Here is a 24,758-nt window from a genome sequence, read left to right as displayed (position 1 = left end):
TTTTTTTGCGAGGAGGTCCCGTGGATCGAAGCCCGCGCATCGCAACCGCAGCTCCGCAGCCCAGCGCATCGCCGTCCGCGCTCGCACGCCGCTTTGAAGAGGTGCGCCTGACTTCGCGCGCGCTCGCCTCGCCGCTCTCCCCCGAGGATTGCGCCATCCAGTCGATGCCCGACGCGAGCCCCACCAAGTGGCACCTCGCGCACACGACGTGGTTCTTCGAGACGTTCCTGCTCGCGCCGAACCAGCCGAGCTACAAGGCGTTCGACCCGGCGTTCAAGGTCCTCTTCAACTCGTACTACAACGGCGTGGGCGACAAGCACCCGCGTTCCGAGCGCGGACTATTGTCGCGGCCGGCGCTCTCCGAAGTGCTCGCGTATCGCGACCATGTCGATGCCGCGATGCAAGCCCTCCTCGCAGAACCGCTCGCGCCGGAAGTCCTCGCGCTGATCACGCTCGGCCTCCACCACGAGCAACAGCACCAGGAGCTGATCCTCACGGATCTCAAGCACATGCTGTCGCGCAATCCGCTCCGCCCCGCCTACCAGAAGCAATGGCCGCTCACCGCCGTCGAGCCGCGCAAGCGCTCGTGGATCCGCATCGCGGGCGGCGTGAAGGAGATCGGCTTCGAAGGCGACGGCTTCAGTTTCGACAACGAGGGGCCGCGCCATCGCGTGTTCATCGAGGACTTCGACATCGCGTCGAATCCCGTGACGCACGGCGACTTCATCGACTTCATCGAAGACGGCGGCTACCAGCGCCCGGAGCTCTGGCTCTCGATGGGCTGGGACGCCGTGAACACCCGCGGCTGGGAAGCACCGATGTACTGGGAGAAGCGCGACGGCCAGTGGCACACCTTCACGTTGCGAGGTCTCGCCCCGGTCGAGCGCAACACGCCCGTTTGCCATGTGAGCTTCCTCGAGGCCGAGGCCTTTGCCCGCTGGGCTGGTGCGCGCCTCCCGACCGAAGCCGAATGGGAGATCGCGTCGGCCACCGCGCCGCGCGATGGAAATTTCCTCGAAAGCGGCGCCTACCATCCGCTCGCGCTGCGCGATGCCACGCCCGCGGGCGTGCCGGCGCAGATGTTCGGCGACGTGTGGGAATGGACGCGCAGCGACTACGGCCCCTACCCCGGCTTCGAACCGGCAGCGGGCGCGGTCGGCGAGTACAACGGCAAGTTCATGTGCGGGCAGTACGTGCTGCGCGGCGGCTCGTGCGCCACGCCCTCCTCGCACATCCGCGACACCTACCGGAATTTCTTCCCGCCCGATGCACGCTGGCAGTTCTCGGGCGTCCGCCTGGCACGCGACGCTCGGTGACGCAGCCGGACCTCGGCGCAGCCCTCGACCACTACCGCGATCTCGCACCGCGCTACGACCGGCGCACGCGATTCATCGATGCGATCCGCCTGCGGGCGATCGCGTCGCTGGGCCTGAAGCAAGGTGAGGTCGTCCTCGATGCGGGCTGCGGCACGGGCTGGGCCATCCCGCACCTGGCACGCGCGGTGGGATCCAACGGGCGCGTGATGGCTTTCGATCCATCTCCGGAAATGCTCTCGATCGCAGCCACGCGAAGCGCCGCGGCGCCGGTGGATCTCCTGGAGGCGAGCGCGGAATCCGTCGTCCTTCCGCATCCGGCCGACGCGATCCTCTTCAGCTACACGCACGACCTCATCCGCTCGCCGGCCGCGCTCGCCAATCTTTTCCGCCAGGTGCGCCCCGGTGCGCGCGTCGCAGCCACCAGCACCAAGCTCTATGCGCGCTGGCTCTTCCCGGCGAACTGGTACCTGCGGGCGACGCATCGCGGGTACATCACGAACTTCGAGGGATTCGAGGCGCCCTGGGCGGTGCTCGCGGAAATGCTCGAGGACTTCCGCGTGGACACGGGCCCCTTCACGCAGCACTACGTCGCCACGGGGCGTGTGCGCCCCGCCGTTCAGGTCGCGAAGTAGACCGTGTAGCCCCGGTCGGGGCTGCTCCAGATCCGCACGTTGTCGAAGCCTGCGCCCTTCAGCAGCGCGATGAAGGCGGCGGGCTCGTACTTGTACGAGTTCTCGGTGTGGATCCGTTCGCCGGTGGCGAAATGGCGAACGTGGCCGTCGATGCGCACGTCCTGATCGCGCACCGCTTCCAGGTGCATCTCCACGCGCCCCTCGGCCTCGTTGTAGAAGCCGCGGTGCAGGAAGCCGTTCAGGTCGAAATCGAAGCCGAACTTGCGATTCAGGTGAAGAAGCGCATTGCGGTTGAAAGCCGCGGTAACGCCGAGCGCGTCGTCGTACGCCGCATCGAGGCGTGCCTTCTCCTTCTTGCCGTCCACGCCGATCAGCAGGCCGCTGCCCTCGCGGCCGTCGTCGAAGTAGCGGCGCACGCCGGACAGGAACCCGAGCGCGCCTTCCGGCGTGAAGTTGCCGATGCTCGAGCCCGGATAGAAGAACGTGGCCGGGCCGGGCAGCAATGCGCCCTCGAGATCCAGCGCGCGCGAGAAGTCGGTGACGACTCCCACCATTTCGATGTCGGGGAAGTCCGGCGCCATGCGCGCGAGCGAACGCTCGATCTCGGGACCGGCGATGTCCACCGCGACGTAGCGCGAGGGATTCAGGAACGGAAGCCAGCCCTCGGCCTTGCAGCAGTCGCCCGCTCCGAGGTCGACGAACTGTCCGCCCTGCCCCACGGCATCCGCGATTTCGGTGCGGTGATCGCGGAAGATCGCGATCTCGGTGCGCGTGGGGTAGTACTCGGGAAGCTGGCAGATGGCGCCATAGAGCGCGCAACCCAGCTCGTCGTAGAAGTACTTGGGCGAGAGCTCGGCCGGCGTGGCGAGCAAGCCCGCGACCACGCGGCGCTTCTCGTCGTGATCGACGGCTGCCGCGCGATTCAGGATGCGATAACCCTTCGCATCGGCCGGCTGTCTCTTCAGGGGAACGACGGTGCTCATGCTGTTTCCCTCTCCGTGAAGCGAAGCATCATAACAAAGCCCCCATGGCGCCGAGGGATACGGGTACGGTCCGCGATCGGATTCGCATAAAATTGAACCTCTATGCCCGCTTCATCCGTGTCACCGAATCTTTCCCACGGCCTGGCTTTCGACGACCTCTATTCCCAAGGGGGATTATCGAGGCTGGACGGCCATTTCCTGTCCGCATTGCAACGCGAAGACGCAGCCCTGCATGAACGCTTGGTCGCGGCCAGGACTGCACCCCTTACACTCGCCGCGCTCGCGGAAGCCGAGCTGCTGCTGGCCGTCGCGCCGCATTTGGACCGCTTCGTCGCAAATCTGTTCGACATCGAAGCCGAGTGGGACGCATTGCGCGCCGGCCACGAGCGTCTCGCACCCCTCTTCCGGGTGAAGCGCAAGTTCGTGCAGCGCCGCGCGATGCTGAAGATCAAGGCCGACGAGGCCGCGACGCTCGACGGTCCCGCGCTCGAAGCGGAGGTTGCCGCGTTGATCGGCGGCACGTTCGACGAGCTCCGCTTCGCCGAGCACGTTCTCGCATGGCAGGAAGACGAAGCCGCGAATGCCGCCGCACTCTCGGTGGCGGAGCGCTTCGCCGCGTGGTCCGCGCACACCGCGGAAGGGCGCTGGCACCACCGCGCCGGCGTGCTCTTCAAGCCGCCGCAGCGTGTCGATCCGATGCATCTCGTGCCCACGGTCGTCGAGACCAAGCCCGAGGGTTATACGGTGCATCGCCTGCATCACATCCGCCGGCGCCAGGGCTTCGCGCTCACGGATCAAGGGACCGATCTCGCGGGCGCCCTCGACCAGGCGAACTACTGCATCTGGTGCCACGAGCAGGGCAAGGACTCGTGCTCGAAGGGCCTGAAGGAAAAGCCCGCGGCCGACGGCACGGTGGAATTCAAGAAGAGCCCGTTCGGCGTGCCCCTCGCCGGTTGCCCGCTCGAGGAACGCATCTCGGAGTTCCACAAGCTGAAGACCGAAGCGTGGGCCATCGGCGCGCTGGCGATGATCGTGGTGGACAACCCGACGGTGTGCGCGACCGGCCATCGCATCTGCAACGACTGCATGAAGGCGTGCATCTACCAGCGCCAGACGCCGGTGGACATTCCGCAGGCGGAGACACGCACGCTGAAGGATGTGCTCGGCCTGCCGTGGGGCTTCGAGATCTATTCGCTCCTCACGCGCTGGAACCCGCTCAACATCAAGCGTCCCCTTCCGCGAGAGGCGACCGGCAAGCGCGTGCTCGTCGTGGGCATGGGACCGGCCGGCTTCACGCTCGCGCACCACCTCATGAACGACGGCCACACCGTGGTCGGCATCGACGGCCTCAAGATCGAGGCGCTCGATCCGGCCATCTCCGGCGTGACGGCCGATGGATCGCGCGTGGCGTTCAAGCCGATCCGGGACGTCGCGACGCTGCAGGAAGCGCTCGACGAGCGCGTGATGGCGGGCTTCGGCGGCGTCGCGGAGTACGGCATCACCGTGCGCTGGGACAAGAACTTCCTCAAGATGGCGCGCCTGCTGGTCGAGCGCCGTTCGCAGTTCACGCTCTTTGGCGGCGTACGCTTCGGCGGCACGCTCACCGCGGAAGACGCGTTCCGCCTGGGCTTCGACCACATTGCTTTGGCGCTGGGTGCAGGCAAGCCCACCGTGCTCGACATGCCCAACGGCCTCGCTCGCGGCGTACGCACGGCATCCGACTTCCTCATGGGCCTGCAGCTCACGGGCGCGGCGCGCAAGGATTCGATCGCCAACATGCAGGTGCGCCTGCCGATCGTCGTCATCGGCGGCGGCCTCACGGCCATCGACACCGCGACGGAATCGCTCGCGTACTACGTCGTTCAAGTAGAGAAGTTCCTCGCGCGCTACGAGAAGCTCGTGGCCGAGCGCAGCGCCGGTACCGTGCGCAACGCCTGGAACGAGGAAGAGACCGACGTCGCCGAGGAATTCCTCATGCACGCGGAGGCGATCCGCTCCGAACGCGTGGCGGCCAAGCTCGAAGGCCGCGAGCCGCGCATCGTCGAACTGCTGCGCCTCTGGGGCGGCGCCACGATCGCCTACCGCAAGCGCCTCGTCGACAGCCCTTCGTACACGCTGAACCATGAAGAGGTGGAGAAGGCGCTCGAGGAAGGCATCGACTTCGCGGAGAACCTCACGCCGCTTCGCATCGACCTCGACGGCGAAGGACACGCAACGTCTCTCGTCGCCCGCTCCACGCAAGTGGAAGGCGAGGATCGCGAAGTCCGCATCCCGGCCCGCACGATCCTCATCGCAGCCGGCACGCAGCCCAACACGGTGCTGGCCCGCGAGGAGCCGGACTACTTCAAGCTGGACGGCCGCTACTTCCGCGCCGTCGACGACGACGGCAACGCCGTCACGCCGCAGCGCTCCGCCAAGCCCGCCGTGCCCAACGTGCTGATGTGGCGCGACGAAGAGAACCGCTTCATGAGCTACTTCGGCGACCTCCATCCGTCCTTCTTCGGCAACGTGGTGAAGGCGATGGGCTCGGCGAAGCAGGGTTATCCCGTCGTGAGCCGCGTGCTGGAACGCCGCCCGTCGCGAGCGGCCGCGGATACGGACGCCTTCGTCGCGTCGCTGAACGCGATGCTGCGCGCGCGCATCCACAAGGTCGTGCGCCTCACGCCGAAGATCGTGGAAGTGATCGTGCAAGCCCCCCAGGCCGCGCGCCAGTTCCGCCCGGGCCAGTTCTATCGCCTGCAGAATTTCGAAACGCTCGCTCCCAAGGTCGACGCAACGACCCTCGTGATGGAAGGCCTCGCGCTAACCGGCGCGTGGGTTGATCGCGACAAAGGCCTCGTCTCCACGATCGTGCTGGAGATGGGTGGCTCGAGCGACCTGTGCGCATCCCTCAAGCCCGGCGAGCCGGTCGTGCTGATGGGGCCGACGGGCGCGCCGACCGAATCGCATCCCGGAGAGACCGTCGTCCTGGTCGGCGGTGGCCTCGGCAACGCGGTGCTCTTCTCCATCGGCGCGGCGATGCGCGAGAGCGGCAGCAAGGTGCTCTACTTCGCCGGCTACAAGAAGGTGATCGACCGCTACAAGGTCGCCGAGATCGAGGCGGCGGCCGACGAGGTCGTCTGGTGCTGCGACGAGGCGCCCGGCTTCGAGCCCACGCGCTCCGGCGACAAGACGTACGTCGGCAACATCGTCGAGGCGATGGCCGCGCATGGCTCGGGAAAGCTCGGGCCCGCCAAGGTACGCATGCAGGATGCAATGCGCGTGATCGCGATCGGCTCCGATGGAATGATGGCGGCCGTCGCGAGAGCACGGCACGGCATCCTCGCGCCGTATCTCACGCCGGGACACGCGGCGATCGGCTCCATCAACTCGCCGATGCAATGCATGATGAAAGAGATCTGTGCGCAGTGCCTGCAGCCGCACATCGATCCCGCGACGGGCCAGGTGAGCTACGTGTTCTCGTGCTTCAACCAGGACCAGCCGCTCGACCGCGTGGACTTCCCCGGCTTGCGAGCACGACTGCGGCAGAATTCGCTGCAGGAAAAGATGACGGCGCTGTGGGTCGATCGCAGCCTCGTGCACCTGGGAGAGCGTGCCGCGGACGTTCGCAGCGCGGAATAGCGGTTCGCCCCTTTTCGGTTAGCGCTCGGCGGGCCATCATGGCGCCTCCGAGCGAACCCACCGATAAAGGATCGCCATGCCCGCTTCCGTTCTTCGCATCGCTCTCGCGGCGTTCGCCGTTCTCGCCGGTGCCGGCCTTCCGGCCGCCGCCCAGGACTTCCCCACCAAGCCGATCACGCTCGTCTGCCCGTGGCCCGCAGGCGGTTCGACGGACACGCACCTTCGCCAGTTCGCGAAGATCGCGGCCAAGTATCTCGGGCAGCCGATCATCGTCGAGAACAAACCGGGCTTCGGCGGAATGCTCGGGCCGTCGCAGATGGCGGCCAATGCGAAGCCCGATGGCTATACGCTCTCGCAGCTTCCCTTCGGCGCCTATCGACTGCCGCACATGCAGAAGGTGGACTGGGATCCGATCAAGGACTTCACGTACATCATCGGCCTCACCGGCTACACCTTCGGCGTCGTGGTGAAGAAGGACTCGCCGTTCCAGACGTTCAACGACTTCCTCGCGTATGCGAAGGCCAACCCCGGCAAGCTCTCGTATTCCTCCACGGGCAACGGCACGTCGCCGCACTTGCTCGTCGAAGAGGTCGCGTACAAGTCCAACGTGCAGCTGCTGCACATTCCGTACAAGGGCAACGCGGATTCGACGCAGGCCCTGATGGGCGGCCACGTGATGGCGCAGTCCGACGCGTCGGGCTGGGCGCGCTTCGTGGAGTCCGGCGACTTCCGGCTGCTGGTGACCTTCGGCGAGCAGCGCGCGAAGTGGAACGCGCCCACCGCGAAGGAGCTCGGCATCGACGTCACGTCGATCTCGCCCTACGGCATCGTGGGTCCCAAGGGCATGGACCCGAAGATCGTGAAGATCCTCCATGATGCGTTCAAGAAGACGCTCGACGATCCCGAGCACCTGGCCGTGCTGAAGCAGTTCGACCAGGTCTACTGGTACAAGAACTCCGAGGACTACGCGAAATGGGCGAGCGAGATGCTGGTGGCGGAGCGCGCCACCATCGAAAGGCTTGGCTTGCAGGCCAAGTAATCCTCTGGGCGGCGCTCGCCTGCGCCGCCTCGCTCGACGCCGCCGCGGCCGACCCTCCGGTCGCGGCCTCCGCCACCCCTCCCCCCGCTCCGCCGAAGAAGATCGTCCTGGTTCTCTCCGGCGGCGGCGCGCGCGGGCTCGCGCACGTCGGCGTGCTGAAGGTGCTTCGCGAGAACCGCATCCCGGTGCACCTGGTCGTCGCGACGAGCATGGGCTCGATCGTCGGCGGCGCGTATGCGGCGGGCCACACGCCCGAGGCGATGGAAGCGATGGTGCGCGACGCCGACTGGGACCTGATGTTCTCCGCCCGTCCTCCGCGCGAGGACCTCTCGTTCCGCCGCAAGGAAGACGACCTGCGGTTGATCGGACGCACTGAATTCGGGATCAAGTCGGACGGCATCACGCTGCCGCGCGGCGCCTTCGGATCGCAGAACCTCGAGGAATTCCTGCGCATCGTGGCACGCCCCGCGAGCGAGATCCGCCAGCTCGACGCATTGCCCATTCCCATGCGCGCCGTGGCGACCGACCTCGAGACGGGACAGCTCGTCGTGCTGCGCGATGTCACGCTCGTCGAGGCGATGCGCGCTTCCATGTCGATCCCCGGAGCCTTCGCACCGACCACGATCGACGGGCGTCTCCTGGGCGACGGTGGCCTCGTGCGCAACCTGCCGGTGGAAGTCGCGCGCTCCATGGGCGCGGACGTGATCATCGCCGTGAACGTCGGCACGCCGCTCCTGCCGCGCGAGGCACTCTCCTCCGCGCTCGGCGTGGCGCAGCAGATGATCAACATCCTCACCGAGCAGAACGTCGGCATCTCGCTCGGGGCGCTGAAGCCCACGGACGTCCTCATCTCGCCGGAGCTTCGCGACGTCACGTTCCTCGACTTCGATAAAGGCCCCGACCTCATCGCACGCGGTGAAGCCGCCGCCCGGGCCGCATTGCCGAAGCTCGCCGCCCTCGCCCTCGAGCCCCGCGAGTACGCCTTCTACGAGGAACGCCGCACCCGCCGCCGCGATTTCCCCGAGGAAGTGGTCGAAGCCATCGTCGTGCGCGGCACGCAGCGGACCAATCCCGTGGCCCTCGCAAACGAAGTGCGGCAACGCGCCGACATCGCGGAAGGCGCCCACGTGACCGACGAGCAGCTCGTGAAGGCGAGCCGCGTGCTCTACGGAACGGGCGAGTTCGAGCGCGTCGACGTCCACACGGAATACAACGAGGGCAAGCGCTTCGTCGTGCTGGACGTGGACGAGAAACCCTGGGGGCCGAACTACTTGCGTGTCGGCGCGCGCGCCGTCTCGGACGCGAAGACCGACGCGCGCTTCTCGCTCACGCTGCAGCACACGCGCACCTGGGTGAACCCGTGGGGCGCGGAGTGGCGCAACGAGCTCGAGATCGGCGACGTGCGCCGCCTCACCACGAGCTTCTACCAGCCACTCGGCCCGGGCAGCGCGTGGTTCCTCGAGCCGATCGCCGAGGCGATCCAGTCGGACTACGACATCTTCCGCGCGGGCAACCATCGCACCGATCGCCTCACGAGCGGCACCACGTCCGTGGCGGTGGTGGCCGGACGCCGCCTCGGCAACGTAGGCGTCGCGCGCCTGGGCATCGGCCGCGAGTGGTATCGCGTGGAGCCACTGATCAGTAGCCGCGAAGCCTCGCCGGTGAAGGACACGGGCAACGTCGTCAAACTCGGCGTCACGTTCGACACGCTCGATGACGCGAACTTCCCGCGCCACGGCTACTTCGCCGCGGCGACGACGTCGACCGTGGCGTACGGCAGCGACTCGAGCCATCCGGTCCAGACGTACACCGCGCAGCTCCTCTACCCCGTCACGATCGGCCGGTTCACGGTGCTGGGCATCGTGGGCGGCGGCCGGTCGCAGGACGATCGCGGTGGCTTCGGCCTTGGAGGTTTCCTCAACCTGAGCGGCACGCCCGTGGGCGCCGTATCGGGCTCCCAGAACGCGCTCGCGGCGGCGGTCATGTACTACCGGATGGGCGAGTTGCCCCGCGGACTGGGCGGCAACTGGTACCTGGGCACCTCGCTCGAGGCGGGCAATGCGTGGGCGCGGCGCTCGGACGTGACGTTCAGCGACGTGCGCAAGGCCGTCTCCGTCTTCCTGGGCCTGGATACCCTGCTGGGCCCGCTCTACATCGGCTATGGGCACACGTTCTCGGGAGGTTCGGCCGCCTACCTGTTCCTGGGGCGCCCGACGGACCGGAATTAACGCCTTCTTGCGGCTGGATTTCAGGTTCGAAGTGCAGAATTGTCAGCACGTCCGAACGATTGTCACGGGCGTATGCTGGTATTCGAAGTCCCAGGAGGACTCCAATGAGCCAGAACAACGCCGGCCGCGAGCTGGGAATCGTCAACGGACCTGAAGAGCTTGGCGCCGCTGTGCGCCGAGCGCGCCTCGCCCTGGGGCTCACGCCCGAGCAGGCGGCCGAGCGCGCCGGGGTTTCCCCCAAGACGCTGATGGAGCTGGAGCAAGGCGCCTGGGACATGACGATGGCCGAGGCCTTCAACGTCATCAACAACATCGGACTCGAGCTCGTCGCCCAGCCCATGGGCAAGGCCGTCCTCGCGAGGATCCTCACGGGCAATCCGGAGGAAGTGGCTTCCGCGCTCGAGGAGTACTACGGGGCCGAGAGGCCCTGGATGTTTCCCTGACACGGTCCAGGCCACGCGTCGCGATCATCGGAGGCGGCATTGGCGGCTTGTTCGCCGCCAATGCACTGGTCGCACAGGGCCTCCACGTTTCGGTCCATGAGCAGGCCTCCGCGCTGGGCGAGATCGGGGCCGGTGTCTATGTGACGCCGAATGCGGTCCGCCACCTGGAGCGAGTGGGCCTCGGGCCCGCCGTCGAGAAGTGGGGTGCGCGAGTCGGCGTCGGGTCCTGCTACTTCCACCATGACGGCACGCCGATCGCCCCGGTGCAGGTGGCGGACGCCTTCGGTTGGAACGCGTGCTTCGGGATGCATCGCGCCGACCTCGTCGAGCTCCTCGCGGCCCACCTGCCCGCCGGCACGGTGCATGTCGGCCACCGCGCTGCCGCTTTCGAGCAGGACGGCGACGTGGCCCGAGTCCAGTTCGCCAACGGCGCGAGCGCCGAAGCCGAAGTCGTGGTGGGTGCCGACGGAATCCACTCGGAGCTGCGGCGCCGCGTCGCCCCGCCCTCGAAGCCCGTCTTTCACGGCACGGTTTCGTATCGGGGCCTGGTGGCGCGCGAGCGCCTGCCGAGCTGGCCGATGGATCGCTGGCAGATGTGGGCAGGTCCCTCCCGGCACTTCCTCGTCTTCCCGGTTCGCCACCGGACGATGGTCAACTATGTCGGTTTCGTGCCCGCCCACGAGGAGATGAAGGAGTCCTGGTCCGCGCCCGGGGATCCGGCCGTGTTGCGCCGCGAGTTCGAAGGTTGGGACCCGCGTATCGGGAGCGTGCTCCAGCAAGTCGACACCCCGTTTCGGTGGGCGCTGTACGACCGCGATCCGTTGCCGACGTGGACCCAGGGCCGGCTCACGCTGCTCGGGGACGCGGCGCATCCGATGCTGCCCCACCTGGGCCAGGGGGCCAACCAGTCGATCGAGGACGGCATGGCGCTCGCCACGATCCTGGCGCAGGCGGACACCTCTGTGGTCCCCGCGGCGCTCCTGGCCTACGAGCGATTGCGCCGCGAGCGTGTGGCGGAAATCCAGCAGGGCGCGCGGCAGAACGGCCTGCGCCTCGATTCGGCCCACGCCGATCTAGGCGTCCGCGATGCAGAGCTCGCTGCCCACGCGGAATTCCGCAAGCACCTGTACACCTACGACGTGGTGCCCCATGCGCGCGCAGCGGCGGCAGGCCTCACTTGATCAGCCCGTTCTTCCGGGCCATGTCGCCGACCCGCTTCGACTCCGAACGGATCTCCGCCGCGGTCTGCTCGGGCGTGGCATAGCCCTGCAGGATGCCGAGCGAGGCGAGCCGTGCCGCGGTGGCCGGTGCCCTGACCGCCTGCTCGATCGCACCGACGAGCGTCCGCCTCGCGTCTTCGGGAATCCCGGCGGGCGCGAAGAACCCGAACCAGATGCCGAACAGCTCCTCGGAATAGCCGAGCTCGCGCATCGTGGGGATGTCGGCGAACTCCGGAGACCGGCTCGACGCGACGAGGCCCCGAAACACCCCTGCGCGCACGTGGGCACTCAGCGCTCCGAGCGACAACACGACGCCTTCGATGTGCTCGCCGCGCAATGCGACGATGGCAGGCGCCGCGCCGGCGTAGGGAACCGGCACGAGCTCCGCGCCCGTGAGCGCATTGATCAACTGAATGCAGAAATCACCCACCGACCCGGAGCCCGGGTGGCCAACGCGCACCCGGCCGGGATTCTTCTTCGCGTATTCGACCAGCTCCGCGAAGCTCCGGTACGGCGCGTCGGCGCGCACGACGAGCAGGCTCGGCGTGCGTGAGGTGGTGCCGAGGGGTACCAGGTCCCGAAGCGCGTCGTAGGTGACCGATTGCGGGTCGAGGACGGCACGAAAGGTGAGCGCGCTGTTCTGGGCGAAGAGGATCGTGTGTCCGTCCTTGCGGGCGTGGACGACGCTGTCGGTGCCGATCGCACCCCCCGCACCCGGACGATTGATCGAGACCACCGGCGTCTTCAGCAGCGTCGCCAGCTCTTCGCCCAACGCTCGCGCGGTCGTGTCCGCGGCGTCCCCCGGGGCGAGAGGAACGACGACACTGATGCGGCCGGTGGGAAACGGCTGGGCCAGGGCGGCGGGCAGCCAGAGGAACGCGCACGCGAGAAGGATGTGCGGTGCGAACCGTTTCATCCGCGACTCCCTGGGCGTCGACGAACAGAAAGTGGCGGAGAGGGCGGGATTCGAACCCGCGTTAGGCTATTAACCTAAACACGCTTTCCAGGCGTGCGACTTAAACCGCTCATCCACCTCTCCGGGGGTGTGCGCGCTGCAGCAAAGCCCGCAATTATACAGCGACTTAGCCTTACTTTCCCAGCGTCAGGGTGCGGAAAGTGAAGAGTTGTCGAGAGAAAAGGATCAGCAGGATCGCGGCCATCGCCACGTGCACGGGCCAAAGCCCCAGCCACGCGGGCAGCTTCCCTTGCGCCGTCCACGCCTGGAAGATCGACAGCAGGTTGCTGTAGAGCGCGTACACCAGCACCGCAAGCAGGATGTTCCAGGAGCGGCCCGAGCGCGGGTTCACGAAGGCGAGCGGGATCGCGAAGAGCCCCATGATGATCACGGCGAGCGGCTGGGCGATGCGCCAGTGCAGCTCCGCGGCCGTGGGTGCCGTGGCCTCTTCGAGGAGCTCGATCGTCGGCTTGGCCTTGTTCTGCGGGGCCTCGCGTTTCGCCTCGCGCGGCTCGATGCGGATGGCGTAGCGGTCGAAATCCACCGTGCGGTAGTCGAGCGTGCCGGGCGTGCCCTCGTAGCGGCGGCCATCCAGCAGCACGACGAAGCGATCGCCGTTCTCCGCGGTCTCGATGAAGCCGCGCTTGGCGACCATCACGCCCATCCGGTCGTTCTGCGTGGACTGCACGAAGACGTTGTTCACCTCCGCGTCGCCCTCCGAGATCTTGTCCACGAAGAACACGCGGTCGGACGAGCGCGATTCGCGGAAGACGCCCGGCGTGACGCTCGAGACCTCGTCCCTGCTCTGCAGCAGGCGCTGGTACTCGACGCTGCGGTCCTGCGACCACGGCGAGATCCACAGCGAGAGCAGCGCGCACACCAGCGCCACGGGAATGCTGAACTGCAGCACGGGCTTCACCCACGCGGCGATCGACAGGCCCGAGGTGAACCACACCGTCATCTCGCTATCGCGGTAGCTGCGGGTCAATGCCAGCAGGACCGCGGCGAAGACGGCAATTCCCAGGAGAACCGGGAGATAGTTGAGGATGCCGAAGGCGATGAGGCCGATCACGGCTTCGGGGAGGACCTCTCCACCGGCCGCGCGACCCAGCAAAAGTATCAGCAGGCGGGTCAGGATGATGGCCAGCAGCACGCCGACCACCGCGATGGCGATCAAGCTGAACTCGCGGATCAAACTACGCTGGAAAATCATGGCTAAAACGCCGATAATTCGCGTTTGCCTTCGCGAAGCCAAGTCGAGGAAAACAAATGGAATTTAGCATAAAGAGCGGCAGCCCCGAGAAGCAGCGCACCGGATGTGTCGTGGTCGGTGTGTACGAAGGGCGCAAGCTCTCCGCCTCGGCACAGAGCATCGACGACGCGTCGGGCCACTACATTGCGGATGTGCTTCGCCGAGGCGACCTCGAGGGCAAGCCCGGCACCACCCTCCTCCTGCACAACGTCCCCAAGGTGCCGTCGGACCGCGTGCTGCTCGTGGGCCTCGGCCGCGAGCGCGAGTTCGGCGAGAACACGTATCGCGGTGCACTCGCCGCGGCCACGAAAGCGCTGAAGAGCACCGGCACCACGGAGGCCACGGTGTGCCTCACCGATCTTCCGGTGAAGAAGCGCGACACCAGCTGGAAAGTCGAGCAGGCCATCCTCTGCGTGATGGATGGCGTCTATCGGTTCGATACGCTCAAGAGCAAGACGAGCGAGGCCAAGCGGGCGCTGCGCAAGGTGGTGCTGCACGTCGCACGCAGGAGCGAGATGGCCGAGGGCGAGGCCGCGATCGTTCGCGGCTACGCCATCGCCGAAGGTGTCTGCGTGGCAAAGAACCTCGGCAACATGCCGGGCAACATCTGCACGCCTGCGTACCTGGCCGAGCAGGCGCGGGACATCGGCAAGCGCCACGGCATCAAGGTCGAGGTTCTGGAGCAGAAGGACATGGAAAAGCTCGGCATGGGCTCCTTCCTCGCCGTTGCGCGCGGCAGCAGCCAGCCGCCGAAGCTCATCGTCATGGAATACAACGGCGGCGCGCGCGATTCGCGTCCCGTGGCGCTCGTCGGCAAGGGCGTGACCTTCGACACGGGCGGCATTTCCATCAAGCCCTCGGCCGAGATGGACGAGATGAAGTTCGACATGTGCGGCGCCGCGAGCGTGCTCGGCACGATGCAGGCCATCGCGATGATGAAGCTGCCGATGAACGTGATCGGCGTCGTCCCCGCCACGGAGAACATGCCCGACGGCAACGCCATCAAGCCGGGCGACATCGTGACCACGATGTCCGGCCAGACGGTGGAGATCCTCAACACCGACGCCGAGGGCCGCCTGATCCTCTGCGACGCGCTCACCTACGTGGAGAAGTACAAGCCCGCGGCCGTGGTCGACATCGCCACGCTCACGGGGGCCATGGTGATCTCGCTGGGCCACGTGGCCACCGGCATGTTCGCCAACAGCGACCCGCTGGCGCGCGAGCTCCTCGCCGCCGGCGACAGCGCCTGGGACCGCGCGTGGCACCTGCCGATGTGGGACGACTACCAGGAAGGTCTCAAGTCCAACTTCGCCGACATCCCGAACATCGGCTCCCGCGCGGGCGGCGCCATCACGGCGGCGTGCTTCCTCTCGCGCTTCACGAAGGCGTATCCGTGGGCGCACCTGGACATCGCGGGCACCGCCTGGAAGTCCGGCGCCGAGAAGGGCGCGACGGGCCGTCCGGTGGCGATGCTCACGCATTTCCTGTTGAAGCGGGCGTCGTAGAGGCGTGACGCGAATCGACTTCTACCGCTACGCCGAGGACAAGCTCCACTTCGCCTGCCGCCTCGCCGCCAAGGCCTACGAGAAGCCGGCCAGGCTGGTCGTCTACTCGCCGGATCGGTCCGTCCTCGCGCGCTTCGACCAGATGCTGTGGACGTACCAGTCGCTCAAGTTCGTCCCGCATTGCATGGCCGGAGCACCGGTCGCGGCCGAGACGCCCGTCATTCTCGCCACCGAAGGCGACACGCTGCCGCACCACGAGGTGATGCTGAACCTGGGCGACACCGAGCCGAAGGACTTCGCGACGTTCGAGCGCCTGCTGGAGATCGTCGGCACGGACGAAGGCGACAAGGCCCGTGCCCGCGAGCGCTACACGTTCTACAAGAAGCGCGGCTACGACATCAAGATCAACGAGGTCGAAGCCTGACATGGCCGAAGACCGCGACGTGCTGAACAAGGCCGATGCGCTCCTGAAGCGCCACGCCGCCTCGCCCGAAAGCGGCGGCATCCCGGTGCTCACCGATCTCATCGAGCCGCCCGCGCCCCCGCAGGCCGATGGCGTGAGCGCCGCCGGCGAGATCTCGCAGGAAGTCTTCACGCGCGTGATGGCCGAGGTGGAAGGCCGCCTCGCCGCCGAGCTGGAGCGCCGCCTCGTGGATCACCTGAAATCCGAAGTGCATGTGGCCGTGTCGAGCGCGCTGGGCGACCTGCGGCAGGACGTGGCGAACGCCATCGGGGACGCCGTCTCCGCGGCGCTCGAGCGGCGGGAATCGAAATAGGAACCATGGAACTAGAGAAAGCATTCGACCCGCACGCGATCGAGGCGCGCTGGTATCCGTTCTGGGAAGACAAGGGCTATTTCAAGGCCACGTTCGACGAGTCGCGTGAATCGTTCTCCATCCAGCTGCCGCCGCCCAACGTCACCGGCACGCTGCACATGGGCCACGCGTTCCAGCAGACGCTGATGGACATCCTCACGCGCTGGCATCGCATGAAGGGCTACAACGTCCTCTGGCAACCGGGCACGGACCACGCGGGCATCGCCACGCAGATGGTGGTCGAGCGCCAGCTCCAGGGCGAGGGCAAGAACCGCCGCGACATGGGCCGCGAGGCTTTCGTCGAGCGCGTGTGGAAGTGGAAGGAAGAGTCGGGCTCCACCATCCTGCGGCAGATGCGCAGGCTCGGCGCCTCGTGCGACTGGTCGCGCACCTACTTCACGATGGACGAGCCGCGCTCGCGTGCTGTGCAAGAGGTCTTCGTGCGCTTGCACGAGCAGGGCCTCATCTACCGCGGCAAGCGCCTCGTGAACTGGGATCCGGTGCTGCAAACGGCGGTGTCGGACCTCGAGGTCGAATCGCAGGAGAGCGACGGGTCGCTGTGGCAGTTGAAGTACCCGCTGGAAGACGGCTCGGGCCATCTCGTGGTCGCCACGACGCGTCCCGAGACCATGCTCGGTGATACAGGCATCGCGGTGCATCCTGACGACGAGCGCTACAAGCACCTCATCGGCAGGAACGTGCGCCTGCCGCTCGCGAATCGCCTGATCCCGATCGTCGGCGACGAGTACGTCGACCGCGAATTCGGCACCGGTGCCGTGAAAGTGACGCCCGCGCACGACTTCAACGACTACCAGATCGGCCAGCGCCACAAGCTGCCGATGATCTCCATCTTCACGCTCACCGCGACGGTGAACGAGAACGCGCCCGAGGCCTACCGCGGGCTCGACCGCTTCGTCGCCCGCAAGAAGGTGCTCGCGGACCTCGAAGCCCTGGGTCTCGTCGAGGGCAAGAAGGCGCACAAGCTGATGCAGCCGCGCTCGCAGCGTTCGGATGCCGTCGTGGAGCCGATGCTCTCCGACCAGTGGTTCATGGACATGCAGGGCATGGCGAAGGCCGGCCTGGACGCGGTGGCCGAGGGGAAGACGAAGTTCGTCCCCGACATGTGGGCGACGGTGTATCGCCAGTGGCTGGAGAACATCCAGGACTGGTGCGTCTCCCGCCAGCTCTGGTGGGGCCACCAGATCCCGGCGTGGTACGCCGCGGACGGCACGCCCTTCGTGGGCCGCAGCTTCGAGGAAGCCAGTGCCCGGGCGAAGGCCGCGGGCAAGTCGATCGCCCCCGAATCGCGCGATCCAGACGTGCTGGATACCTGGTTCTCGTCCGCGCTCGTACCCTTCACCACGCTCGGCTGGCCCGACGACAAGCAGTTCGAGAGGGAGCGGAAGTTCTACCTCCCCTCCTCCGTGCTGATCACCGGCTTCGACATCATCTTCTTCTGGGTCGCGCGGATGATCATGACGACCCTGCACTTCACCGGCCAGGTGCCGTTCAAGGACGTCTTCATCAACGCCATCGTGCGCGACGCCGAGGGCCAGAAGATGTCCAAGTCCAAGGGCAACACGCTGGACCCGCTGGACGTCATCGACGGCATCACGCTGGAGAAGCTGCTGGAGAAATCGACGCAGGGCCTCATGCTCGCCCAGCACAAGGAAGCGGCGACCAAGCGCGTGAAGCGTGACTACCCGGATGGGATCGCGGCTCACGGTGCGGATGCGCTTCGCTTTACCTTCGCCGCGCTCTCGACGCACGGCCGCACGCTCAACTTCGATCTCAAGCGCGCCGAAGGCTATCGCAGCTTCTGCAACAAGCTGTGGAACGCCACCCGCTTCGTGCTGATGAACATCGAGGGGCAGGACACGGGCCTCAACGAAAAGGACCCGGTCGAGATGTCCACCGTCGACCGCTGGATCGTCTCCCGCCTGCAGCGCGCCGAGCGCGAGGTGAACGAGGGCCTGGCGACGTATCGCTTCGATGTCGCCGCGCGCGCCGCCTACGAATTCGTCTGGGACGAGTACTGCGACTGGTACGTGGAGCTGGCGAAGGTCCAGATCCAGAACGGCAACGAAGCCCAGCAACGCGCCACGCGCAGGACGCTGGTGCGGGTGCTGGAGACGGCACTTCGCCTGCTCCATCCGACGATCCCGTTCATCACCGAAGAGCTGTGGCAGAAGGTCGCGCCGCTCGCCGGCCGGGCGGGCGAGAGCATCTCGATCGCGAAGTATCCGCAGCCCGAGGATTCGAAGATCGACGCGGCCGCCGAGGCCGACATTGCCGTGCTGAAGGAGATCGTCAACGCCGCGCGCAACCTGCGCTCCGAGATGAACCTCTCGCCGGCGTTGAAGGTGCCCGCGCTCATCGAGGGCGATGCCGCGAAGCTCGAGCCGCACATGCCCTACCTCGCCGCGCTCGCCCGCCTGTCGGAAGTGAAGGTCGTGGCGAACCTCGGGGCCGCGGACTCGCCGGTGAAAGTGGTCGGCGCCGGCAAGGTGATGCTGGTGGTCGAGATCGATCGCGCCGCCGAGAAGGTGAGGCTCACGAAGGAGCGCGACCGCGTCGCGGGCGAAGTCGTGAAGTGCAGGGCCAAGCTCGGCAACTCCTCCTTCGTCGATCGCGCGCCGGCGAACGTGGTCGACGAGATGAAGAAGCGCCTCGTCGATTTCGAGGCCCTGGTGGTCGAGATCGAGGCCCAGCTCAAGAAGCTGGGTTAAGGAGACCCGTGGCGCTCCCGAGAACGATGCGGGCGCTCGAGTCGCCGATCTACCGGCGCTACTACGTCGGCCAGGCCGTCTCGATGATCGGGACGTGGGTGCAGTCGGTGGCGCTCATGTGGCTCGCCTACGACCTCACGCACTCCACGGCCTTCACGGGCCTGATCGGGCTGCTGAACGGCGTGCCCTACCTCGTGATCTCCCCGATCGCGGGCGTGCTGGGCGACCGCCTGCCGCGCCGGAAGATCCTCATCGCCGTGCTGTCGCTGCTGATGATCCAGGCGATCGTCCTCACGGTGCTCACGGGCCTCACGCTGATCAGGCCCTGGTCGCTCGCGTGCCTGGCGCTCTTCGCCGGCATCTGCAACGCTTTCGAGACGCCCACGCGGCAGTCGTTCTTCGTGCAGCTCCTCGACCGCAAGGAGGATCTCCCCAACGCCATCGCGCTGAACTCGATCCTCATGAACGGCTCGCGGCTCGTGGGCCCCTCGCTGGGCGGGCTCATCATCGCGGGCTTCGGCGAGACGGCCTGCTTCGCCCTGAATGCGATCACGTACCTCGCCGTGCTGGGCGCGCTGATCCGCGTGCGGGTCGTGCACAAGAAGCCACCGCGCGCCGCCTCGCACCCGCTCACCGACCTCGCGGAAGGCTGGCGTTATGCGATGGGCTCCCTCGTCGTGCGGAGGATGCTCTTCACGCTCGCCGCCGTGAGCCTCGCCATCAGCCCGTACACCACGCTCATGCCCGCCATCGCGGTACAGACCTATGGCAAGGGCGCGGAGCTGGTGGGACTCTTCATCGGCGCCGTGGGCCTGGGCGCGGTGATCTCCGCCATAACGCTCGCACGACGCACCTCGATCCGCGGCCTCGGCAAGTACATCGGCATCGCGGCGATGGTGGCCGGCGTGGGCGCCGCCGGCTTCAGCTTCTCGCGCAACGTCGGGCTCTCGTTCTTCTTCATGATGATGGCCGGGTTCGGCATGTTCCAGGTGGGCTCGGTGATCAACACCATCCTGCAAAGCGTGATCGACGAGGACAAGCGCAGCCGCGTCATGGCCTACTTCACGATGTTCTTCATCGGCTCGGCGCCGATCGGGCACTTCAGCGCCGGCTGGATCGCGGAGGTGATCGGGGCCCCACGCACCTTCCTCGTCGGGGGCTGCATCGCGCTCGCCGCGGGCCTGGTCTTCACGCTGCTGCTGCCTTCGTTCCGCAAGCACTTGCGGCCCCTGTACGTGCGGCACGGTATCATCCCCGCCTCCGAGGCTGGAGCACCCACACAATGACTTCCCACGTCCTGCTCGAACGCCGCGGCGCCATCGCGCGCCTCACCCTGAATCGCCCGGAGAAGCTGAACGTGCTCGGCGCCGAGATGGTGTCGGAGCTCCGCACGTATCTCGCCGAGCTGGGGGCCGACCCCGCCGTGCGGGTGGTGATCCTCGAAGGCGCGGGCAAGGCCTTCATGGCCGGCGGCGACGTCGTGAATTTCTACGCCAACCTGCCCCACATGCCGAAGCTGATCCGCACCTGGGCCACGGCGTTCCACGATGTCATCCAGGACCTTCGCAGCATGCCGAAGCCGGTGCTCGCCAAGGTGCACGGCGCCGTGGCCGGCGGCGGGCTCTCGGTGATGATGGCCTGCGACTTGGCGATTGCCGCCGAGGGCACCAAGTTCACGCTCGCCTACGCCAACATCGGCACGTCGCCGGACGGCGGCAGCACGCACTTCCTGCCGCGCGCCATCGGTGCCCGCCGGGCGCTCGAGCTCGCGTTGATCACCGATCCGTTCGATGCCGCGCGCGCCTGCGAGCTGGGCCTGGTGAACTGGGTCGTGCCGGATGCGGAGCTCGATGCCCGCACGACGGAGATCGCGACTCGCCTCGCGAACGGCCCTACCGAGGCCTATGCGCGCACCAAGGCGCTGATCGGCGCCACGTTCGACCGCACGATGGCCGAGCAGCTCGCCGCGGAGGTCGAGTCGTTCTCGGCCTGCGCTGGAACCCACGATTTCGCCGAAGGGGTCACCGCCTTCGTCGAGAAGCGCAAGCCCCGCTTCGAGGGCAAATAGACCGCAACCGGAGAATCCGCATGGCCGCTACGCTGAAGGGAAAGACGCTGTTCATCACGGGTGCCTCGCGGGGCATCGGCCGGGAGATCGCGATCCGCGCGGCGAAGGACGGCGCCAACGTCGTGATCGCCGCCAAGACGTCGGACCCGCATCCCAAGCTGGAGGGGACCATCCACTCGGTCGCTGCGGAAGTGGACGCCGCGGGCGGCAAGGGCCTCGCGATCCAGCTCGACATCCGCGACGACGCCGCGATCCGCGAGGCGTTCGAGAAGGCCGCCAAGCACTTCGGCGGCCTGGACATCCTCGTGAACAACGCGAGCGCCATCAGCCTCACGCCCACGCTCGAGACGCCCGCGAAGCGCTTCGACCTCATGCTCGGCGTGAACGCGCGCGGCACCTTCCTCTGCTCGCAGGCCGCGGTGCCGTTCCTCAAGGAAAGCGCCAAGGCCGGCCGCAACCCGCACGTGCTCACGATGTCCCCGCCCATCTCGATGAAGCCGGAGTGGTTCCAGCACTACGCCGCGTACACGATGAGCAAGTACGGGATGAGCATGTGCACCCTGGGGATGGCCGCGGAGTTCGCGAAGGAAGGCATCGCCTTCAACTCGCTGTGGCCGCGCACGACGATCGTCACGGCGGCGGTGGAGGTGCACTTCCCGGAGGAGATCCTGAAGGCGAGCCGGCTGCCGGCGATCATGGCCGACGCGGCGCACGTGATCCTCACGTCCGACTCGCGCAAGAACACCGGGAATTTCTATATCGACGAGGCGCTGCTGAAGCAGTCGGGGGTGACCGACTTCGACCGCTACGCGCTCAATCCCGGCACCGAGCTCTACCAGGACATCTTCGTGGAGTGAGACCGTCATTCCCGCGAAAGCGGGAATCCATGGGTCCCCGCCTGCGCGGGGACGACGACTTACCGCTTCTTCATGAAGAAGACGAACTCGGCACCCTCGGTGTGCGAGAGGAGCTCGTTGCCCGTCTGGCGGCAGAACGCCTGGAAGTCCTTCACGGAGCCCGGATCGGTGGCGATCACCTTGAGCACCTGACCCGACTGCAGCTCGCCCAGCGCTTTCTTGGCGCGCAGGATCGGCAGCGGGCAGTTGAGGCCCTTCACGTCGAGTTCTCGATCGGCAGTAGTAGCAGTAGTCACTTATATTCTCCGGCGGTCGCGCATTTTAACATTGGGTTGCCGCGTTTCCGAATCAAGGGCTACCATTCGTGCACCGGGGACCCGCAGCCCCCGGCGCCCTCGAGGCAAGACGGTGTCCCGTCCAAGCACTGCGTCCTTCTCATCGAGAGGATCGCCCATGGACACCGTCGCACCCGCCCTATCCGTTTCCGACCTTCGTTCCCACATCGGCTCCGCCCAGGCGCCGCTGGTCCTGGACGTTCGCCGCGCCGAGGCGCTTGCCCAGGATGATGCCCTCATCGCCGGCGCGACCTGGCGTGACCCGTTCACGGTAAAGGAGTGGGCCCGTTTCGTCCCTCGCCACAGGAGCGTCGTCGTGTATTGCGTCCACGGCCACGAGATCAGCCGCAACACGGCCCAGGCCCTGCGCGCGGCCGGCATCGAGGCGTCCTATCTCGAAGGCGGCATCGAGGCATGGCGTGCGTCCAAGGGGCCCACGACGAGAAAGAGCGGCGCGCCCGCGATCCCCTCGGCCACGAATGCGCCCTCGACCTGGGTCACCCGCGAGCGGCCCAAGATCGACCGCATCGCCTGTCCCTGGCTGATCCGCCGGTTCATCGATCCCTTTGCCGAATTCGAGTACGTCGCGGCCGATGCTGTGGCTGCCACGGCCCAGGCGCGCGGGTGGATCCCCTATGACATCCCCGGGGTGCGATTCACGCATCGCGGCGAGCGCTGCAGCTTCGACGCGCTGGTCGAAGACTTTGGCCTCGACGACGCCCCGCTGCATCGCCTGGCGCTCATCGTGCGCGGTGCCGACACGGGCCGGCCCGACCTGGCCCCGCAGTCCGCGGGACTCGTGGCGATCTCCCTCGGCTTGAGCGCGACATTCGCCGACGACCACGCCATGCTGCAGCAGGGGCTCGTGATGTACGACGCGCTCTACGCGTGGTGCCGGCAGGAGGACGCGGGCACCGCCGAGCGCCACACGTGGAAGGCGCCCGCATGAGTGCTCCGCCGCACGTCACGTTCGGGGAAGCCCTGCGGTTCTGGCTCAAGCTGGGCTTCGTGAGCTTCGGCGGCCCCGCGGGGCAGATCGCGATCATGCATCGCGAGCTGGTCGAGCGCCGCCGCTGGATCTCCGAGCGGCGATTCCTGCACGCGCTCAACTACTGCATGCTCCTGCCCGGCCCGGAGGCGCAGCAGCTCGCCACGTACATCGGCTGGCTGATGCACGGCGTGCGCGGGGGCATCGCGGCCGGCGCGCTCTTCGTGCTGCCGTCGCTCGTGATCCTCGTCGCGTTGTCGTGGATCTACGTGCGCTACGGCCAGGTGCCGGCCGTGAATGCCGCGCTGGAGGGCGTGAAGCCTGCCGTGGTGGCGATCGTTCTCGCAGCGGCCTGGCGCATCGGGTCGCGCACGCTGCGCAGCGCTCCGCTCGTGGCGATCGCAGTCGTTGCGTTCGTGGCGCTCGTGGCCTTCTCCGTTCCCTTTCCGGCGCTGGTCGCCGGCGCGGCACTGGCCGGCTGGATCGGAGGCAAGTGGGCGCCCGGTGCGTTCGCGCTGCCGGCGCACGCGAGCAAGGCCTCGGGAGGCCATGCGCCCGCGGTCATCGACGACGACACGCCGACTCCGGAGCACGCGCGATTCTCGAAAGGCCGTCTCGCGGCCGTCGTGTCGATCGCGCTCGCGCTCTGGGGCGCGTCGCTCGGCGCGCTGGTGCTCGCCTTCGGCTGGGATGCGGGCTTCACGCGCATGGGCATGTTCTTCACCCAGGCGGCGCTCGTGACCTTCGGCGGCGCGTACGCGGTGCTGCCCTATGTCGTGCAGGGCGCGGTCGAGCAGCACGGCTGGCTCACGGGCGCGCAGATGATCGACGGCCTCGCGCTCGGCGAGACGACACCCGGCCCGCTGATCATGGTGGTCGCGTTCGTCGGCTTCCTCGGCGGATGGACGCGCGAGCTCCTCGGCGCACAGGCCTTGCTCGCCGCGGGCATCCTCGGCGCGAGCGTGGCCACGTGGTTCACCTTCCTGCCTTCGTTCCTGTTCATCCTCGCGGGCGGGCCGCTTGTCGAGGGCACGCGAGACGACGTGCGGCTGGCACCTCCGCTCACCGCCATCACGGCAGCCGTGGTCGGCGTGATCGCGAGCCTCGCGCTGTACTTCGGATCGCACGTGTTCTGGAAAGGGCCAGGAGGATTCGACATCGGGGCGGGCCTGATCGGCCTCGCCGCGCTCGTGGCGCTCACCCGGTTTCGGGTGGGAGTGATCCCGGTGATCGGCGCCAGCGCGCTGGCCGGCGTGCTCGCCTGGATGGCGGGCGCCTAGCTCGCGCGGAAGTCGCCCGACTTGCCGCCGCGCTTCTCGAGCAGGCGGATGTCACCGATCGTCATGCCGCGGTCCACGCCCTTCACCATGTCGTAGATGGTGAGCAGCGCCACGTTGACCGCGGTGAGCGCCTCCATCTCGACGCCGGTGCGCGCGGTGCACTCCACGGTGACGCGGCACTCGAACGACAAGCCCGCCTCGTCGGCCGTGAACTCGACGGCGACGGATGTGAGCGGTACGGGATGGCAGAGCGGGATGAGGTCCGAGGTTCGCTTCGAGGCCTGGATGGCGGCGATGCGCGCGATGCCGAGCACATCGCCCTTCTTCGCGGTGCCCGAAGCCACCATTGCGAACGTGGCGGGCTTCATGCGGATGCGGCCCGCCGCGACGGCCACGCGATGGGTCTCCGGCTTGCCCCCGACATCGACCATGTGGGCCTGCCCTGCCGCGTCGAAATGGCTCAGTTTTTCCGTCATAATGAACCTGCCCTAA

Annotated in this window: 21 protein-coding genes and 1 tRNA gene; 16 read left to right on the top strand and 6 right to left on the bottom strand. The window is 67.4% G+C overall.

Translation table 11 applies throughout. The features are described 5' to 3' along the window. Positions 1-20 precede the first annotated feature (20 nt). Both egtB and DSM104443_RS07555 read left to right on the top strand, forming a co-directional pair. Entirely contained in the window at positions 21-1,316 is a 1,296-nt protein-coding gene (gene egtB / locus DSM104443_RS07560) for an ergothioneine biosynthesis protein EgtB (RefSeq protein ID WP_171090944.1), read from the top strand. Then, positions 1,313-1,948, top strand: coding sequence for a class I SAM-dependent methyltransferase (locus DSM104443_RS07555; RefSeq protein WP_171090942.1), 636 nt, complete (start codon positions 1,313-1,315; stop codon positions 1,946-1,948). Before egtB ends, DSM104443_RS07555 begins: the two co-directional genes overlap by 4 nt. Here DSM104443_RS07555 and egtD read toward each other — a convergent pair. Next, complete coding sequence (gene egtD, locus DSM104443_RS07550; protein WP_171090940.1) at positions 1,933-2,931, bottom strand: L-histidine N(alpha)-methyltransferase; 999 nt, start codon at positions 2,929-2,931, stop codon at positions 1,933-1,935. The two genes, DSM104443_RS07555 and egtD, sit on opposite strands and share 16 nt — an antisense overlap. 207 nt (positions 2,932-3,138) lie before the next feature. Between egtD and DSM104443_RS07545 the strand changes: the two genes are divergently transcribed. From DSM104443_RS07545 to DSM104443_RS07525, 5 genes are all read left to right on the top strand, one after another. Next, positions 3,139-6,552, top strand: coding sequence for an FAD-dependent oxidoreductase (locus tag DSM104443_RS07545; RefSeq protein ID WP_343034664.1), 3,414 nt, complete (start codon positions 3,139-3,141; stop codon positions 6,550-6,552). A gap of 76 nt (positions 6,553-6,628) precedes the next feature. Continuing rightward, positions 6,629-7,591: a tripartite tricarboxylate transporter substrate binding protein gene (locus tag DSM104443_RS07540; RefSeq protein WP_171090936.1), complete on the top strand. Its 963-nt coding sequence runs from the start codon at positions 6,629-6,631 to the stop codon at positions 7,589-7,591. Then, the gene (locus DSM104443_RS07535; RefSeq protein ID WP_171090934.1) at positions 7,525-9,819 is read left to right on the top strand and encodes a patatin-like phospholipase family protein; all 2,295 of its coding nucleotides are present in this window, start codon (positions 7,525-7,527) and stop codon (positions 9,817-9,819) included. The genes DSM104443_RS07540 and DSM104443_RS07535 overlap by 67 nt, the downstream gene beginning before the upstream one ends. 104 nt (positions 9,820-9,923) lie before the next feature. Then, positions 9,924-10,262 carry a helix-turn-helix domain-containing protein gene (locus DSM104443_RS07530; protein ID WP_171090932.1) on the top strand — a complete coding sequence of 113 codons (339 nt, stop codon included), beginning with the start codon at positions 9,924-9,926 and terminating at the stop codon, positions 10,260-10,262. Positions 10,263-10,309: 47 nt separating this feature from the next. Further along, the gene (locus DSM104443_RS07525; RefSeq protein ID WP_212757027.1) at positions 10,310-11,443 is read left to right on the top strand and encodes an FAD-dependent monooxygenase; all 1,134 of its coding nucleotides are present in this window, start codon (positions 10,310-10,312) and stop codon (positions 11,441-11,443) included. On the opposite strand, the gene DSM104443_RS07520 is transcribed toward DSM104443_RS07525, so the two are convergent. From DSM104443_RS07520 to lptF, 3 genes are all read right to left on the bottom strand, one after another. Beyond that, complete coding sequence (locus DSM104443_RS07520; RefSeq protein ID WP_171090929.1) at positions 11,436-12,398, bottom strand: Bug family tripartite tricarboxylate transporter substrate binding protein; 963 nt, start codon at positions 12,396-12,398, stop codon at positions 11,436-11,438. The two genes, DSM104443_RS07525 and DSM104443_RS07520, sit on opposite strands and share 8 nt — an antisense overlap. Positions 12,399-12,430: 32 nt before the next feature. Further along, positions 12,431-12,521 (bottom strand) — tRNA-Ser (locus DSM104443_RS07515). A gap of 49 nt (positions 12,522-12,570) precedes the next feature. Then, entirely contained in the window at positions 12,571-13,650 is a 1,080-nt protein-coding gene (gene lptF / locus DSM104443_RS07510; RefSeq protein WP_171090928.1) for an LPS export ABC transporter permease LptF, read from the bottom strand. A gap of 56 nt (positions 13,651-13,706) precedes the next feature. On the opposite strand from lptF, the gene DSM104443_RS07505 reads away from it, so the two are divergent. The 7 genes from DSM104443_RS07505 to DSM104443_RS07475 are packed head-to-tail and all read left to right on the top strand — an operon-like array spanning position 13,707 to position 21,663. Next, positions 13,707-15,194, top strand: coding sequence for a leucyl aminopeptidase (locus tag DSM104443_RS07505; protein ID WP_171090925.1), 1,488 nt, complete (start codon positions 13,707-13,709; stop codon positions 15,192-15,194). A gap of 4 nt (positions 15,195-15,198) precedes the next feature. Then, complete coding sequence (locus DSM104443_RS07500) at positions 15,199-15,618, top strand: DNA polymerase III subunit chi (RefSeq protein WP_171090923.1); 420 nt, start codon at positions 15,199-15,201, stop codon at positions 15,616-15,618. 1 nt (position 15,619) lies between these two features. Beyond that, positions 15,620-15,970 carry a hypothetical protein gene (locus tag DSM104443_RS07495; RefSeq protein WP_171090921.1) on the top strand — a complete coding sequence of 117 codons (351 nt, stop codon included), beginning with the start codon at positions 15,620-15,622 and terminating at the stop codon, positions 15,968-15,970. Between the two features lie 5 nt (positions 15,971-15,975). Continuing rightward, entirely contained in the window at positions 15,976-18,738 is a 2,763-nt protein-coding gene (locus DSM104443_RS07490; RefSeq protein ID WP_171090919.1) for a valine--tRNA ligase, read from the top strand. Between the two features lie 8 nt (positions 18,739-18,746). Then, positions 18,747-20,024 carry an MFS transporter gene (locus DSM104443_RS07485; protein WP_171090916.1) on the top strand — a complete coding sequence of 426 codons (1,278 nt, stop codon included), beginning with the start codon at positions 18,747-18,749 and terminating at the stop codon, positions 20,022-20,024. Further along, the gene (locus DSM104443_RS07480; RefSeq protein ID WP_171090915.1) at positions 20,021-20,806 is read left to right on the top strand and encodes an enoyl-CoA hydratase/isomerase family protein; all 786 of its coding nucleotides are present in this window, start codon (positions 20,021-20,023) and stop codon (positions 20,804-20,806) included. The genes DSM104443_RS07485 and DSM104443_RS07480 overlap by 4 nt, the downstream gene beginning before the upstream one ends. A 20-nt stretch (positions 20,807-20,826) precedes the next feature. Beyond that, positions 20,827-21,663, top strand: a complete 837-nt coding sequence (locus DSM104443_RS07475) for an SDR family oxidoreductase (protein WP_171090913.1) — start codon at positions 20,827-20,829, stop codon at positions 21,661-21,663. 59 nt (positions 21,664-21,722) lie between these two features. Here DSM104443_RS07475 and DSM104443_RS07470 read toward each other — a convergent pair whose 3' ends face one another. Then, positions 21,723-21,959: a sulfurtransferase TusA family protein gene (locus tag DSM104443_RS07470; RefSeq protein ID WP_171090911.1), complete on the bottom strand. Its 237-nt coding sequence runs from the start codon at positions 21,957-21,959 to the stop codon at positions 21,723-21,725. A 157-nt stretch (positions 21,960-22,116) separates the two neighbouring features. On the opposite strand from DSM104443_RS07470, the gene DSM104443_RS22100 reads away from it, so the two are divergent. Both DSM104443_RS22100 and chrA read left to right on the top strand, forming a co-directional pair. Beyond that, complete coding sequence (locus DSM104443_RS22100) at positions 22,117-22,947, top strand: chromate resistance protein ChrB domain-containing protein (RefSeq protein ID WP_171090909.1); 831 nt, start codon at positions 22,117-22,119, stop codon at positions 22,945-22,947. Next, positions 22,944-24,266 (top strand): chromate efflux transporter, encoded by a 1,323-nt coding sequence (chrA, locus tag DSM104443_RS07460; protein ID WP_171090906.1) that lies wholly within the window; start codon positions 22,944-22,946, stop codon positions 24,264-24,266. The genes DSM104443_RS22100 and chrA overlap by 4 nt, the downstream gene beginning before the upstream one ends. On the opposite strand, the gene moaC is transcribed toward chrA, so the two are convergent. After that, complete coding sequence (gene moaC / locus DSM104443_RS07455; protein ID WP_171090905.1) at positions 24,263-24,742, bottom strand: cyclic pyranopterin monophosphate synthase MoaC; 480 nt, start codon at positions 24,740-24,742, stop codon at positions 24,263-24,265. The genes chrA and moaC overlap by 4 nt on opposite strands. Positions 24,743-24,758: the final 16 nt, after the last annotated feature.

Origin of the sequence: Usitatibacter rugosus (assembly GCF_013003965.1) — a bacterium.
In the GTDB taxonomy this organism is placed as follows: domain Bacteria; phylum Pseudomonadota; class Gammaproteobacteria; order Burkholderiales; family Usitatibacteraceae; genus Usitatibacter; species Usitatibacter rugosus.
Note: the sequence above shows the minus strand (reverse complement) of the source record. Positions and strands in the feature narration are given on the sequence as shown.